A 14,724-nucleotide genomic window follows, 5' to 3' on the forward strand; every position below is an offset into this window, starting at 1 on the left:
TTATGTCAACCAAACGTTTTCTCCCAAGATGCATTAAACATAAAGACGAAATCAGGTCACGCATGAGCCGCGAAAAATTCTACATTACGACTGCCATCGCTTATCCAAACGGAAGCCCGCATATCGGTCACGCTTATGAGGTGATCGCTACCGACGCTATTGCGCGCTTCAACCGCCATGACGGCAAGGACGTCATGTTTCTGAGCGGAACGGACGAACATGGCATCAAGATGCTTCAGACGGCGCGCAAGGAAGGCATTACTCCGCGTGAGCTTGCCGACAGAAACGCTAAGCTTTTCCGTGACATGGGGCATCTTCTGAATGCTTCATTTGATGATTATATCCGCACCACCGAAGAGCGTCATTACAAATCATCGCAAGCAATCTGGCAGAAGATGGCAGATGCAGGCGACATCTATAAGGGTGGTTACGCCGGTTGGTATTCCGTGCGGGATGAAGCCTATTATCAGGAAGAGGAGACCGAGCTGCGTGCTGACAATGTGCGCTACGGTCCACAGGGGACTCCCGTAGAATGGCTGGAAGAGGAGAGCTATTTCTTCCGTCTGTCAGCCTATCAGGACCGTCTGCTGGCGCTCTACAGCGAGAATCCGGGCTTTATTGGTCCCGATGAACGGCGCAACGAAGTTGTGTCTTTCGTTAAATCCGGACTGAAAGACCTCTCGATTTCGCGCACAACCTTTGACTGGGGCGTTCCTGTTCCCGGCGATGAAAAGCACGTGATGTATGTCTGGGTTGACGCCCTGACGAATTACATCACCGCCGCCGGCTACCCGGATGAGAATTCCGAACTCTGGCATTATTGGCCGGCCGACGTGCATATCATCGGCAAGGATATCATCCGCTTTCACTCGGTATACTGGCCGGCATTTCTCTGGTCCGCAGGCATCGAATTGCCCAAGCGGGTTTTCGGTCATGGTTTTGTGTTTAACCGCGGCGAGAAAATGTCAAAGTCGGTTGGCAATGTCATTGATCCTACCGCGCTGGTGGAGCACTACGGCCTCGATCAACTTCGTTATTTCCTGCTGCGCGAAATTCCGTTCGGTCAGGACGGCAATTACAGCCATGAAGCAATCGTCAATCGTACGAATGCCGACCTTGCCAATGACCTCGGCAATCTGGCGCAGCGTTCGCTATCGATGATCGCCAAGAATTGTGAAGCCAAGGTGCCGCAACCGGGTGCATTGACCGAGGCCGACAAAGCCATTCTCGATCAGGCAATTGCTGCACTGGACATTGCACGCAAGGCTGTTGGTGTACAGGCGCTACATCAGGCTCTGGCAGCGATCTTTGGTGTGGTAGCGGAAGCAAACCGCTATTTCGCAGGGCAGGAGCCTTGGGCGCTGAAGAAAACCGATCCGGCCCGCATGGAAACGGTTCTTTATGTGACGGCGGAAGTAATCCGGCGCATCGGTATTCTTTGCCAGCCATTCATACCGGGTTCTGCTGAAAAGCTGCTTGATATTCTGGCTGTGCCTGCGGACAAGCGCAATTTCGCTGACCTGACGGAAAGCCAGCTTGTTTCGGGTAGCGATCTGCCTGCGCCTCAGCCCATCTTCCCTCGCTATGTAGAAGCGGACAAAGCGGAATAGTCTGATGCTGGTTGATAGTCACTGTCATCTGGACTTTGCGGATTTTGCCGAAGAACGCGATGCTATCGTCCAACGCGCGCTTGATCATGATATCAAGCGGCTGGTGACGATATGCACGCGTGTTCGCCGCTTCGACAGCATTATCGCGATAGCGGAAACCTATGAGAGCGTCTACGCTTCGGTCGGCACTCATCCGAACAATGCCCATGAAGAGCTGGACATTACAGCGGATGATCTTGTTGAACTGGCGAAACATCCGAAAGTTGTCGCCATAGGCGAGGCGGGGCTTGATTATCATTATGATTACGCACCACCCGAGGCACAGGCGCAGGGTTTCCGCACGCATATAGCGGCCTCGCGGATAACGCAGCTGCCATTGGTCATCCACGCACGTAGCGCCGACGAGGACATGATTTCGATCTTGCGCGAGGAAACAGGGAAGGGCGCCTTCCCTTTTATCCTGCATTGCTTTTCATCCGGCCCGGAGCTTGCGCGTGTTGGAGTGGAGCTTGGCGGCTATATATCGTTCTCCGGCATTCTTACTTTCAGGAACTCGCCGGAAATCCGGGAAATCGCACGAAATGTGCCACGCGAGCGGCTTTTGGTCGAAACCGATGCACCATACCTTGCACCGATGCCACATCGCGGCAAACGAAATGAGCCCAGTTTTGTACGCCATACAGCGGCGGTGCTGGCCGAAACCATTGGCGTTAGCGAAGCGGAAATCGGCGATATAACCTCAAAAAATGTCTTCCGGCTGTTCACCAAGATGCCGAGGCCAGAAGCCGGAGCAGCCCATGCCTGATCGCCTGCGCTTCACCATTCTTGGCTGTGGTTCATCGCCTGGTGTGCCACGCCTTAATGGTGACTGGGGCAATTGCGATCCGAGTGAGCCGAAGAATAAACGCCGTCGCGCTTCAATGCTCGTTGAGCGTATCTCCGAGCAGGGCACCACCACAGTTATTATTGACACCGGACCGGATTTCCGGTCGCAGATGATCGATTTTGGCCACGGTAAGCTTGATGCAGTTGTCTATACGCATGCACATGCCGATCATATACATGGCCTCGACGATCTGCGAACCTTTGTTATAGATCGCCGTGATCTCGTAAATATCTATGCGGATGCCACGACACAACGGCGATTAATGGAAGGCTTTTCCTATTGCTTTAAAACACCCGAAGGCTCGAGTTATCCGCCCATTCTGCGGCCTCACGAGATTATTCATCATGAAGCTTTTGAGATAGACGGGCCGGGCGGTCCGATCAGATTTCTGCCGCTACCGCAGATACATGGCGATATTCTGTCTCTGGCGTTCAGGATCGCTGATGTCGCCTATTGTTCGGACGTCAGCGCATTTCCAGATACCACTGCGGCACAGTTGTTCGACCTTGACGTCCTGATCATCGATGCTTTGCAGTACCGGACGCACCCAAGTCATTTTTCACTCGCTGAATCAATAGATTGGATAAATAAGCTAAAGCCTGATCGAGCGATTTTGACACATATGCATATACCTCTGGATTATGGAACTGTGCTTAGCGAAACACCGGGAAACGTCGAACCGGCCTATGATGGGCTGTCATTTGAGGTTGAGCTATGAGCAAGAGCGTTGAGCGTGTATGCCAAGCCGCAAAATCAGCCGGTCTGGATATTGAAATTCGCCAGATGACTGATTCAACGCATACTGCTGAGGACGCAGCGATCCAATGCGGTGTAACTGTAGCGCAGATTGTCAAATCTCTGATTTTCCAAGGTGCAGACAGCGATAGGCTATATCTCTTCCTCGTATCTGGTCCGAAGATGCTCGATTTGACCAAGGCGGCAAAATTGACCGGCGAGCCATTGCATCGCGCAGACCCAAAGCATGTCCGTAAGAAAACCGGTTTCGCGATTGGTGGTGTTTCACCATTGGGACATTTAATCGAAATCCAGACTTATGCAGACGAAACCCTTATGCAGTTCGATGTTGTATGGGCAGCAGCAGGTGGAACAAACTTTGTCTTTCCTTGCGATCCGCGCGTGTTGGCGAAGGCGGCAAATGCGCAGATCGCCGATATTACAGTTTAGATTGCCGAATAAGAGACGAAGTTGATTTACGGTCAAGGAACAGTGACAAGATGGCCAAGTCGGGCGGCCGACTGGCTATCATTGAAGTTCCGTAAAGGGTGTCGATACTGAAAAGGCAATTAGGAGAAGAGAACGGATCAAATGAGTCGCATTTCACCTATTGATTATGAGCAGGCCTCTCCAGAAACTCGTGCTGAACATGACCTGGAACTTAAGTTGCGGGGGCGGATGACCAATATGAAGCGCGTGCTATTGCACTCGCCAGTTGCCCATCGAATTTACGCCGAATGGTTCACATTGCGCGATCTTTTACGACCTGTAATTCCAGACCGCGCGATATGGTTGTTTTCGCTTGCCATATCGGAAGCTAGTAAATCAGCCGTACCCGTTATTTTCTTTCGGAGAGCGCTTATCGACTCTGGAACCGATCCTGAAACACATTCACCCGATGATGACGAAGCCCTTTTAATGGAATTTGCTGAAGCAATCGTTGCGGATTCCAATGCTATACCTGAGGGCATATGGCAAAAGCTGAAAGCCGTATATACCGAAGGCACAATCGTTAATCTCGTCGCATTTGCCGGCATTATGATCGCGACTACAATCTTTACAAACGCCATTGAGATCGATCTGGATCCCGAACTTGTTCCTTATCAGAAGGCGAACAGTCTCTAGTGCGTTGTCACCAACCACGGCACTGTAACCCAAATAATAGCTTCATTCCCGTCGATTGACGGGGTCAATTCCTGCCCGGATCATGACGTCTCTGCGAAGTTCGTCATGGGGTATCAGCTCTTCAAGAAGCCGCACGAAGTCCATCCGCCCGCGACGAACAAGCGTCTCCAAGGCAAATGGCAGCGACGAGTTTGGTTCGGTGGTCCGAAAGAAATTGGCAACTTGCAGCAGTTGGTCAAAGGCTTGTTCCCGGTTCTGGATGGGGCCGGCGGGCTTCGCAGCAATCGCAACAGGAGCTGCCTGACCGGGATTTTGAGCTTCGGCGGGTGCGTCTGCTGATGCCGGAGCTTGAGGAACGTGCGCAACCAGCTTTTCCATTTCGCTGTAAGCTCCGCTTATTGATTCCAGTACAGCTTGAATTCGCGAGACGGAAAAGGCACCGGCATTCCCGTTGCTTTCTTCTGTCAGGTGTTCGTCGATCGAGGCGAGTATGGCGAGGGCCCTGTTTGCATCGTTCTTCATGCGACCGAACGCATGGCCATCGACATGTTCCAGCGCATCGCGAAACTCGGCCCATTGCGGACCGGACAAGTCACGGAATGCCTGATCATATGCCCAAAGGCTGAAACGACCATAGATTTCATTGGGAAGCATCGAAACGAGACGCAAGGGTCGCACAAGCGTACCATCGTCCTGGCTGCCGTTCAGTCCGGTTAAGGGCGCCAGCTTATCGGCCAGATCTTCGTCATCGATCGAGTGCAACTGGGCAAAATGGTTGTGCACCATCTTATCGAAAGCTGCGAGAATTTCGGTCAAAGCCTGAATACCTTCAACGCGAACGGCGGCTTCCATCAGCCAAGCGAATATTTCAATATCTTTCGTGTGCAAAGACAGTGCATCAAACGAAAGATCGTGCACAGTACGCCAATGAACCGATGGCCGGTGCACCAGAGATTCAGTTGTAGCAGAGTTGCGGTCATCGTCCTGACTTATGATCGCAGGATTTTCAATAGTTCGGTCTTCGGAACGCGCATTTGAGCGGGCGTCCCGTATCGCCTGATAAACAGCTACGAGTTTACTGTCGATTCGAAGGTTAACACCGCAGGGATTTTCCCCGGCAAATGCCACGCCGAGAATTTCATAGTTATTCATTCGCAATACCCAAATACACAAAACTCTGAGACGCCGTTTTGAACCTTATGCGAAGAATATGTCAAATGGAACATTGTTATGTAGTGGAGTTATGTTGAATCCCCAGACGGAACCTTTTGAACGATTCCTCACTAGCAAATAAAAGTATTTGCACTATGCAGCATTTTTATCGGGTTCACTGTTTTAGGCTATGGCAACATTAACAATGGTTGTTTTTGACGATTGATTTTTCACTCTGATTTTCCCTAATGTACGCGCGGCAATAGCAGGAGCAGGTTTTATTTCATGCCAAAACTGGATCTCAGACGGCTCGTTCAAAAACTGGACGGGGAAGTAGTCGTAGGCCTTGAAGAAGCCGTTGCCATTGCGGTGAGGAATAATCATTCAAGCGTTGAAATTGAACATTGGCTGCTTGCGCTGAACGATAAGAGCGAGCGTTTTCGCGAAGTTGTTCAACGGAGTGGCGGTGATTTGGCCTCAATCGAGGCTGAGGCTTATCAAGCTTTGGAACGTTATCCGCGTGACAACACTTCAGCGCCAGCGATATCCACCAGCATTATTGATGTTATCCGGGAAGCTTGGATCGGAGCATCCCTGCAAAGCGGGCGTTCAAGCGTTGGAGTTCTTGATCTTCTCCATACTTTGCTTTCTGACAGCACTTTGCGCGCTACCACAATTAGTGCCGTGCCTTCGGCCAGAGATATCAGGTTAGGGGAACTCGAGCGCCAGATTGAGGAGCGCGGCAGCGAGCCGGTTGTTTCAGCGAGGCCTCAAGCCTCGGAAGGTTCGTCGGTACATACTGGAGACGAAGAGTTCCTATCGGCATTTACAATCGACCTGACGGAACAGGCCCGTAACGGTGAGATTGACGCCGTTGTCGGACGTGAGGCAGAACTTCGACAGCTGATCGATATCCTCGTAAGGCGTCGGCAGAACAATCCAATCCTTGTGGGAGAGGCGGGCGTTGGTAAGACGGCTATAGCCGAAGCATTTGCCCTTGAAGTTGCTGCTGGCAACGTGCCGGATATGCTGAAAGACATTCGCCTGCTCACGCTCGATCTTGGTCTTTTGCAAGCTGGAGCGGGTGTAAAAGGCGAGTTTGAACGGCGTCTCAAGGGCGTCATTGACGATGTGAAAGCGTCGCCCGTTCCAGTCATCCTGTTCATTGATGAGGCCCACAGCCTGGTCGGGGCGGGTGGGCAAGCCGGGCAGGGTGACGCCGCTAATTTGCTCAAGCCTGCTTTAGCCCGCGGCGAACTGCGTACCGTGGCCGCTACCACTTGGGGCGAATACAAGAAGTATTTCGAACGCGATGCTGCGCTTACGCGTCGCTTTCAGGTGGTTAAAGTAGATGAGCCGGACGAAGAAACAGCAGTTCGCATGGTGCGCAGCCTTGTTCCCGCTCTGGAAAAGCATCATGGGGTCAAGATACGCGATGAAGCCATAAGGGCGGCGGTATCGCTATCCATGCGCTATATTCAGGGGAGGCAGCTTCCGGATAAGGCTGTCAGCTTGATTGACACAGCAGCAGCGGCGGTTTCCATCTCCCGCGCGACTGTCCCTGCCCAAATCGAGGATGCGAACCGGGCAATTGATCTGCTTAATCTCGAAAAAACACGGATTGAACTCGAGCCTGATACCTCAGTCGCCGGTGAACGGCTGGTTGAAATAGATGAACAACTTACAAGCTTGCAGGCCAGCGCAAAGGCCTTCACGACAAGACTGGAACAGGAAAAGGCACTTGTCGCCAATGCGGACGAGGTAGAAATTGGCTTCGCCGAGCCGGAAAACAGGCCGAAGCTTGCGCTGCTTGAGAAAGAGTTGCGTGCCTTGCAGGGAGAGTCTCCGCTTATTCACCGCGTTGTCGACAGGGAAACCGTTGCAGCGGTAACTGCGCGCTGGACCGGTATTCCTGTAGGTCGTCTGGTCCGCAGTCTTGTCGAAGCTGTTCAATCACTTGAGGCGCGTTTGCAAGAGCGCGTTGTAGGTCAAAATCAGGCTATCACGTTGATCTCCGATGCCATGATCACAGCTCGTGCAAGTCTGGGTGATGACAGGCGCCCGCCTGGTGTGTTCCTCATGGTAGGCACATCTGGCGTGGGTAAAACCGAAACGGCACTTGCGCTCGCTTCCACGCTTTATGGTGGCGATCAAAGCCTTACGATCATCAATATGTCGGAGTTCAAGGAAGAACATAAGGTCTCCCTTTTGCTTGGTTCGCCTCCAGGTTATGTCGGATACGGTGAGGGCGGCATTTTGACAGAAGCAGTCCGCAAGCGTCCCTATGGCGTACTTTTGCTGGACGAGATCGATAAGGCACACCCCGGGGTGCAGGATATTTTCTATCAGGTTTTCGACAAGGGAATGCTGAAAGATGGTGAAGGTCGCGATATCGATTTCAAGAACACAACCATACTGATGACTGCCAATACCGGCACAAACACGCTGACCGCGCTTGCAGCAGACCCTGATACAATGCCGGAAGGGCAGGCATTGGTAGATATGCTGCAGCCTGAATTGCTTGGCCAGTTCAAGCCTGCCTTCCTCGGCCGTGTGACCGTAGTGCCATATAAGCCGCTTGATGAAACTGTGCTCGCACTTATCGTCAAGTTGCAAATCGCCAAGGTGAGCAAGCGTCTGCGCGATGCCTACAAAGCAGAGCTGATCGTCTCGGACGAAGCGACACAGGCACTGATTGATCGGTCAAAGGCGGTGGAGACAGGTGCCCGTGCAATCGAATCAACCATCTCCCGCGAGTTACTGCCAAAACTCTCACGAAGTATTCTGGAATTGAATTTAGAAAATTTACATCCGGAAGTTGTGCGTGTAGGTATTGACGGGACGGGGAGATTTATTGTTGATATCGAACCTGTAACAGTACTTAAGAACCCAACCGAATATCCGTCACATAAGGATGCTAGGGAGGTTGATATATTGCCATAACTTTTGCTTAGGCAATTCACGGAGAGGGGTTTATCCCGTCAGTCCTACCGACTAAAGGAGCTAGATAATGCCAATTTACTTGCAGATTGACCAAATTCAGGGTGATGCGACGCACGAAACGCACAAGCGCTGGATGGATATTGAAGCAATCCACTGGAACGTAGGCCGTAAAATGAATACTTCGGCGGGTTCTGCAGCAAATCGCGAAGCATCAGAGCCAACGCTTAGTGAAGTTGTACTAACTAAAGTTAGCGATTCATCTTCGACAAAGCTTTTTCAGGAAGCCTGTGCTGGCCGTACTGGAAAGAAAGCTACCATTCATCTGGTAACCACTGGAAATCCTGGTGATACTTACATCGAATACATTCTAACTAATACATTGATCGCGAATTATTCGGTGGATTCCAATGGTGATCGCCCGATTGAAACATTGCGTTTGAACTTCACGAAAATGGAAGTGAAGTACACGCCATACGACAACAACCATATGCCGCAGTCGCCACTGATTGCATCTTACGATCTCGCTACAACACGCGCAGCGTAAGCCAGATTTCAGATGATCGAGGCGGCCTTTGGGCCGCTTCAGCTTTTTGTAAGCTGTCAGAATCCATGACAAGTGCGACACGCATGACGTTGATATGAATGTTTTTTTACATGTGAAGCTTTGCTTGAATAAACGCCTTGGTTAATTTATTCTGAATGCAACTCGTTACAACTTACAGGCCCATGAAGAGGAATAACTATGCGATTGCTCCTTTCTGTTTCGGCGGCGGCACTTTTGGTAAGCTTTGCTGCGCCATCTTTTGCAGATCCTGCGTATAAATCAGAAGCCATAGTTGAGCATTTCATCAAATCTGCTGAACTCGGAAAGGCCCGTGCGATTTGCGTCGGTACTGAACAGGAATGCGCGAAACAGCTTGTAAATGAAGCCGCTTCACCATTGAACATGAAGGTGACTTTCGAGCTTAATTCTGATCGTTTGACCGGCGAAGCCAAGCAAACACTGGATGAATTTGCGAAAGCTATGAATGATCAGGCTCTCAAAGTTGCATCGTTCCAGGTTGAGGGTCATACGGATGCAACCGGCACCGATGTTTACAATGATACCTTGTCGATGCGCCGCGCCCAGTCTGTTTCGGCTTATCTGGAAGGCCTTGGTGTTTCGGCTGAGCGCTTGAAAGCTGAAGGATTTGGCAAGCGTCATCCGAGCGTAAGCGATCCATTTGCGCCTGAGAATCGCCGCGTTGAAACGCGTATTGTTCTTCCACAGGGCTGATTTCAGACGCTTGGTTCCTTGCGAATCGCATTGGAAATTTGATTGTTGAAACGAAAAAACCGCTGCTCATTGCAGCGGTTTTTTTGTTTTTGGATAGTATAGTGAATCATAACTATAGTATATCTTCACTAGTCAGGAAGTCCTTCTTCCTACTCTCGATAAGAGAATAACGGGCAATATACCGATGGCCACGATGGCAAGAGCTGCAATGGAAGCCTCTTCGTAAGTGCCTCGCGCAGCCTCGCCGTAAAGATGGGTCGCGAATGTCTCAAAATTAAGCGGTCGCAACAGCAATGTTGCAGGCAGTTCTTTGACGCAATCGACAAAGACAAGCAGGGCTGCAGCTGTTAATGCCGCTTTCGACAACGGGAGGTGGACATGCCTGAATGTACCGCTGGCGCTTTGGCCAAGAGTGCGTGATGCATGATCGAATGATGAAGGTATTCGCGTCAGGCCAGCCTCCATACCACCTGCTGATATGGCAAGAAATCGCGTCGTGTAGGCATAAATCAGTGCTGCTCCCGATCCCATGAATAGCAGGCCGGTCGAAACGCCAAACCAGGCGATGGCGGCCTTGTCTATGATCTGATCCAGTCCTGCCAGCAGGATGAGAACTCCGATAGCAACAACAGTGCCGGGTGCTGCATAGCCGATCGTCGACAGTCGGAAAATCCAGGTGGAAGCTGATCCGGGACGCAGGCGAGCGACATAGGCGATTAAAACACCAAGAAACACTGTGGCCAATGTAGCCGTGAATGCAAAAACCACTGTGTTGGCTGCTTCCGCAAGCAATCGTGGCGACAAGCCTGCAAACTGAAACCGTCGCCAAGCTTCTGTTGCAAGATATATTGCAGGAAAAACAAATCCTACGAGAACAGGGATAAGTCCGACGCAGAACATCAATATTCCCCGCAATGATGACACCCGGTACGGCTCGAATACACGACTTCTTTGCGCACTAACGGAATAGCGCTGCTCGCGTCTCGCCCAGCGTTCCACAGCCACCAACACAACCACGATGAAAAGTAATGAAAGCGCAATCTGGGAAGCCCCAGGCAGATCAGCGCGCGTTATCCATGTTGTGTAGATAGAGACTGTCAGTGTGCGGATGCCGAGGAATTCAGAGGCACCGATGTCATTTAATGCTTCCATGAGCGCCAGACTGACGCCAACCGCGATGGCGGGACGGGCGAGGGGCAAAGCTACCCGCCAGAATATCTGGCGTCGCGAAACACCGAGTGTGCGTGCCGCTTCAATCAAATTGGATGACTGCATAAGAAACAGTGCACGCGTGGGAATGTAAACATAAGGATACAGCACGAATCCGAGAAGGATGATGCAGCCCGTCATATTCCGTATGTCCGGCAACCGGAATTCGCGTGGGCTGGAGAAGCCGAGCCCCCATCGAATTGCGCCCTGTACGACACCTATCGGATGCAGAATATCCAGATAAGCATAGGCTATGATATAGGTGGGCACTGCCAATGGTAGAATAAGCGCCCACTCTAACATACGCCTGCCCGGAAAATCGTAGGCAGTTACAAGCCAAGCTGCTCCCGTGCCAAGAACGGCGACGAGAATGCCCACCCCACAAAGTAAAATAAGTGTATCTGCCAGTGCGTCGGGCAGGGTGGTTGCAAGCAGGTGCGACCACAACCCGACGGAGCCCTGAATCGCTTGGAACGCAAGCGCTAAAATGGGTAGGAGGACCAGAATTGCTACAATTGCTGCCGAAACAATCCATCCCGATGCGCTGATGCTGCGCCGCCGGCTTTTTGCTAACGGGATGTTCAAACTGGCGTCCAATCAAAGTAGGTGGCAAGCGCCCGTGAAACCGGGCGCTTGCTTTTGATTAGTTGTCGAAACCAACTTTGTCTACAAGCTCACTCGCCTCTTTGCGATGGCTCACAACTTCTGTCAAAGGTGTTGAATCAATCTTGAGTTCGCCGAAGGATGCAATGATCGGGTCTGCCGTTGCGCCAGTCTTTACCGGATACTCGAAATTGGCTTCGGCATAGAGCTTCTGAGCTTCGTCAGAAACAAGATACTCAAGCAGCTTGATGGCCTCAGCCTTGTTAGGGGCATTTTTTGCGACCGCCGCACCGCTGATGTTGACCTGCGTTCCACCGTTCTTGAAGGTTGGAAGCACGACCTTGATTGCATTACCCCATGCAACCTGCTCTTCGCCGCCCTTTCCGGAGCGCATCAGGCCGACATAATAGGAGTTTGCCACGGCGATATCACAGATACCACCAAGGATATCCTTGGCACCATCGCGGTCGCCACCAGCTGCCTTGCGGGCAAGGTTGCCTTTAACGGCGGTAAGCCACTTTTCAGTCTCGGCTGCATCGTAATGCGCCAGATAGCTGGCAACGAGTGCTGTGTTATAAGGGTGCTGACCGGAACGAATGCAAATCTTACCCTTCCATTTCGGATCAGCGAGGTCTTCATAGTTGAAGCTGGACAGATCGACATCCTTCGCCGCGTATAGCACGCGAGCACGCAGGGAAAGGCCGAACCAGTTGCCCTTAGGATCGCGCAAGGCTTCAGGAATGGCATCCGTCAGAACCTTGGATTCAATTGGCTGCGTAACACCCTTATCCACCAGATCAACAAGATTGCCTGCATCGACCGCCATGAGAATGTCGGCGGGTGAGCTTGTTCCTTCGCTGGCAACGCGCTCAGCCAATCCATCTTTCAGGAAAACCGTGTTGACCGTGGTGCCGGTGGCTGCTTTGAAAGAGTCAAGCAGCGGTTGGATCAGTCCGGGTTCACGTGTGGTGTAGATATTGAGTTCCGCGGCCGATGCCGCGCCGCCAGCGAACGCCAACGTCCCTGCCAATGCAATTGATTTCGCTATATTGTTTGAACGCATTTTAACCCCCTAGAAAAAAGAAAATAACGTTCAAGGGGAAACCATACTTGAGGAGTTTTATCAAGTTTTAACAGGTGGATCAGGTGTTTATCACGAAATGTTGAACTGGTTTAAACCATAGGTTGTTATGCGGCAAATATGATCAACCCCTCTGATTTTACTGTGATACCTACATACTCGGTTGTGGGGGGAAAGCGCTCCGTGGTTCTTACCTGCAGCGGTTTGGTCAATCCTGCAATATTGATCGTCAACTGTTCCACATCGCCAAGAAACACCCGTGCAGCAATCTTGCCGGTTGGTTGTCCCTTGTCAGTGCTTACCGTAATGGCTTGCGGCCTCACATAGGCGAGGGCAGCGCTGCCGTCTGCAAGTGCTTTCTTGCAAGCATACGTCCCCAAAACTGTTTCGATATGGGAATCGCGGTAAATGCCGGGTATCTTGTTAAACTCTCCGAAGAAATCGGCGGCGTAAGGCGAATTCGGTCTATCATGGAGATCATATCCTGTTCCTGTCTGCACGATTTGACCATTGCGCATGAGCACGATGCGGTCGCCACTAGATAGCGCTTCTTCGGGATCGTGAGTCACCATGATCACCGTCGTACCCAACTGGCGCAGTAACCGGAAAGTTTCATCCCGCACTTTTTGACGCAATCCGGAATCGAGACTGGAGAATGGCTCGTCCATGAGCAGGATGTCAGGGTTGGGGGCGAGGGCACGTGCCAAGGCAACACGCTGCTGTTCACCGCCGGAAAGCATGTGCGGGTAGCGTTTGACAAGCGAAGCGATGCCGACATGCTCGATTACCTCTCGGGCACGGCTGGCAGCAAGCTGCTTCGGCAACGCCTTCAAACCAAACAGTATGTTTTGCTCGGCCGTTAAATGGGGAAAAAGTGCATAGTCTTGAAATACAAAACCAATCTTGCGCTTTTCAGGCTCCACGAAATAACTCGGGCCGGCGATTTCCTGACCGTGCATGGAAAGAACACCACTGTCAGGCCGGTCAACGCCTGCAATAATTCTTAGAAGCGAAGACTTGCCGCAGCCGGAATGACCGGCAAGACAGATTATTTCACCGGTTTGGATCGACAGCGTTATATCTTTAAGTGCATCGACTCCACCGAAGTTTCTGCTGACAGCATTGAGCTGAAGTATCGTTTCTTCGCGTGTTGCTGTCATTGTGCTCATCTTTGTCTGTCTCCGTCTGCTGCCGTAGCGTGCTGACTTGATCGGCTAAATCTCGACGAAATGCAAATGATGCAAGCCCGTGATAGTGAGCAATTCCTTTCGATTCTTTTGTGTACCGGAGCATAAGATGACTGATATTCCGACTATTCAAACCGAACGGCTGTCACTTCGCCCGATAAAGCTTGAAGATTGGCCGGCTTATGTGGAGTTGATGCATTCCCAACGATCTGAATACATGGGAGGACCTTACTCCACCAAAGTCGCATGGGGCATATTCTGTCACGATGTAGCGCAATGGTCGCTGATGGGGCACGGTGCGCTGATGATCGAGGATCGAGGCACAGGTGTTTGTCATGGACAAGTCGGAATCAATCACGGTCCTCTGTTTCCAGAGTGCGAACTCGGGTGGTTCGTTTATTCCGGCTCTGAAGGTAAGGGTTATGCTTTTGAAGCCGCGCAGGCACTGCGTAATTGGGCATTTCAAACGCGCAGATTGAAAACCTTGGTTAGCTATATGGACCCGAACAACATCAAATCACGAAGACTCGCTGAAAAGCTGGGGGCGCAGCTGGATGTAAATGCGGTTCGCGACGACCCGAATGATCTGGTCTTCAGACATCCAAACACCAGCAACGTCTGATATTCACGGTCCATTGGGTAATGATAATATCGAAAATCATGATCATCGGTGGGCCGGGTTCCGGTAAAACCCGGCTGGCCAAGAAGCTCGGGCTTCAATTGCAACTGCCGGTTTATTCGGTGGACGATGCCGTTTGGGATAAAAATGGACAGTTGCGCGAAGCACATGAGATTGATCGCATTGTCCCAGACATCATTCAGGCGCGGGGAGTGTGACATTCCAACTTTGCAGAAACAGGACACTTCAACTTTGCGGCTATATCCAAAGATCAGATAAGATAGATTATGGAACTTAT

General features: G+C 51.4%; 14 protein-coding genes. 10 read left to right on the forward strand and 4 right to left on the reverse strand.

Annotation, left to right across the window (positions count from 1 at the left end; translation table 11 throughout):
• Positions 1–2: 2 nt before the first annotated feature.
• The 5 genes from metG to ABKW30_RS17695 all read left to right on the forward strand — a co-directional run bounded on the left by metG (position 3) and on the right by ABKW30_RS17695 (position 4,356).
• Positions 3–1,610 (forward strand): methionine--tRNA ligase, encoded by a 1,608-nt coding sequence (gene metG, locus ABKW30_RS17675; protein ID WP_348600219.1) that lies wholly within the window; start codon positions 3–5, stop codon positions 1,608–1,610.
• Positions 1,611–1,614: 4 nt separating this feature from the next.
• On the forward strand, positions 1,615–2,415 hold the full coding sequence (locus ABKW30_RS17680; protein WP_348600220.1) for a TatD family hydrolase: 801 nt from the start codon (positions 1,615–1,617) through the stop codon (positions 2,413–2,415).
• Positions 2,408–3,214 carry an MBL fold metallo-hydrolase gene (locus tag ABKW30_RS17685; protein ID WP_348600221.1) on the forward strand — a complete coding sequence of 269 codons (807 nt, stop codon included), beginning with the start codon at positions 2,408–2,410 and terminating at the stop codon, positions 3,212–3,214. The genes ABKW30_RS17680 and ABKW30_RS17685 overlap by 8 nt, the downstream gene beginning before the upstream one ends.
• Positions 3,211–3,681 carry a YbaK/EbsC family protein gene (locus ABKW30_RS17690; RefSeq protein ID WP_348600222.1) on the forward strand — a complete coding sequence of 157 codons (471 nt, stop codon included), beginning with the start codon at positions 3,211–3,213 and terminating at the stop codon, positions 3,679–3,681. Before ABKW30_RS17685 ends, ABKW30_RS17690 begins: the two co-directional genes overlap by 4 nt.
• A 141-nt stretch (positions 3,682–3,822) precedes the next feature.
• Entirely contained in the window at positions 3,823–4,356 is a 534-nt protein-coding gene (locus tag ABKW30_RS17695) for a hypothetical protein (protein WP_348600223.1), read from the forward strand.
• 42 nt (positions 4,357–4,398) lie between these two features.
• Here the strand turns inward: ABKW30_RS17695 and ABKW30_RS17700 are convergent, their stop codons facing one another.
• Positions 4,399–5,508, reverse strand: coding sequence for a type VI secretion system ImpA family N-terminal domain-containing protein (locus tag ABKW30_RS17700; RefSeq protein ID WP_348600224.1), 1,110 nt, complete (start codon positions 5,506–5,508; stop codon positions 4,399–4,401).
• Positions 5,509–5,793: 285 nt separating this feature from the next.
• On the opposite strand from ABKW30_RS17700, the gene tssH reads away from it, so the two are divergent.
• The 3 genes from tssH to ABKW30_RS17715 all read left to right on the forward strand — a co-directional run bounded on the left by tssH (position 5,794) and on the right by ABKW30_RS17715 (position 9,727).
• The gene (gene tssH, locus ABKW30_RS17705) at positions 5,794–8,451 is read left to right on the forward strand and encodes a type VI secretion system ATPase TssH (RefSeq protein ID WP_348600225.1); all 2,658 of its coding nucleotides are present in this window, start codon (positions 5,794–5,796) and stop codon (positions 8,449–8,451) included.
• Between the two features lie 67 nt (positions 8,452–8,518).
• On the forward strand, positions 8,519–8,995 hold the full coding sequence (locus ABKW30_RS17710; RefSeq protein WP_348600226.1) for a type VI secretion system tube protein Hcp: 477 nt from the start codon (positions 8,519–8,521) through the stop codon (positions 8,993–8,995).
• 198 nt (positions 8,996–9,193) lie between these two features.
• Positions 9,194–9,727: an OmpA family protein gene (locus tag ABKW30_RS17715; RefSeq protein ID WP_348600227.1), complete on the forward strand. Its 534-nt coding sequence runs from the start codon at positions 9,194–9,196 to the stop codon at positions 9,725–9,727.
• A gap of 132 nt (positions 9,728–9,859) precedes the next feature.
• Here the strand turns inward: ABKW30_RS17715 and ABKW30_RS17720 are convergent, their stop codons facing one another.
• The 3 genes from ABKW30_RS17720 to ABKW30_RS17730 all read right to left on the reverse strand — a co-directional run bounded on the left by ABKW30_RS17720 (position 9,860) and on the right by ABKW30_RS17730 (position 13,789).
• Positions 9,860–11,533: an iron ABC transporter permease gene (locus ABKW30_RS17720; RefSeq protein ID WP_348600228.1), complete on the reverse strand. Its 1,674-nt coding sequence runs from the start codon at positions 11,531–11,533 to the stop codon at positions 9,860–9,862.
• Positions 11,534–11,579: 46 nt separating this feature from the next.
• Positions 11,580–12,602: an extracellular solute-binding protein gene (locus ABKW30_RS17725; protein WP_348600230.1), complete on the reverse strand. Its 1,023-nt coding sequence runs from the start codon at positions 12,600–12,602 to the stop codon at positions 11,580–11,582.
• Between the two features lie 125 nt (positions 12,603–12,727).
• Positions 12,728–13,789, reverse strand: coding sequence for an ABC transporter ATP-binding protein (locus ABKW30_RS17730; protein ID WP_348600231.1), 1,062 nt, complete (start codon positions 13,787–13,789; stop codon positions 12,728–12,730).
• Between the two features lie 127 nt (positions 13,790–13,916).
• Here ABKW30_RS17730 and ABKW30_RS17735 point away from each other — a divergent pair, with 127 nt between their 5' ends.
• Together ABKW30_RS17735 and ABKW30_RS17740 are read left to right on the forward strand one after the other, a co-directional pair.
• Positions 13,917–14,429, forward strand: a complete 513-nt coding sequence (locus ABKW30_RS17735) for a GNAT family N-acetyltransferase (protein WP_348600232.1) — start codon at positions 13,917–13,919, stop codon at positions 14,427–14,429.
• Positions 14,430–14,449: 20 nt separating this feature from the next.
• Positions 14,450–14,644 carry a hypothetical protein gene (locus ABKW30_RS17740; protein ID WP_348600233.1) on the forward strand — a complete coding sequence of 65 codons (195 nt, stop codon included), beginning with the start codon at positions 14,450–14,452 and terminating at the stop codon, positions 14,642–14,644.
• Positions 14,645–14,724: the final 80 nt, after the last annotated feature.

Origin of the sequence: Phyllobacterium sp. SB3 (genome assembly GCF_040009165.1) — a bacterium.
Taxonomy (GTDB): domain Bacteria; phylum Pseudomonadota; class Alphaproteobacteria; order Rhizobiales; family Rhizobiaceae; genus Phyllobacterium.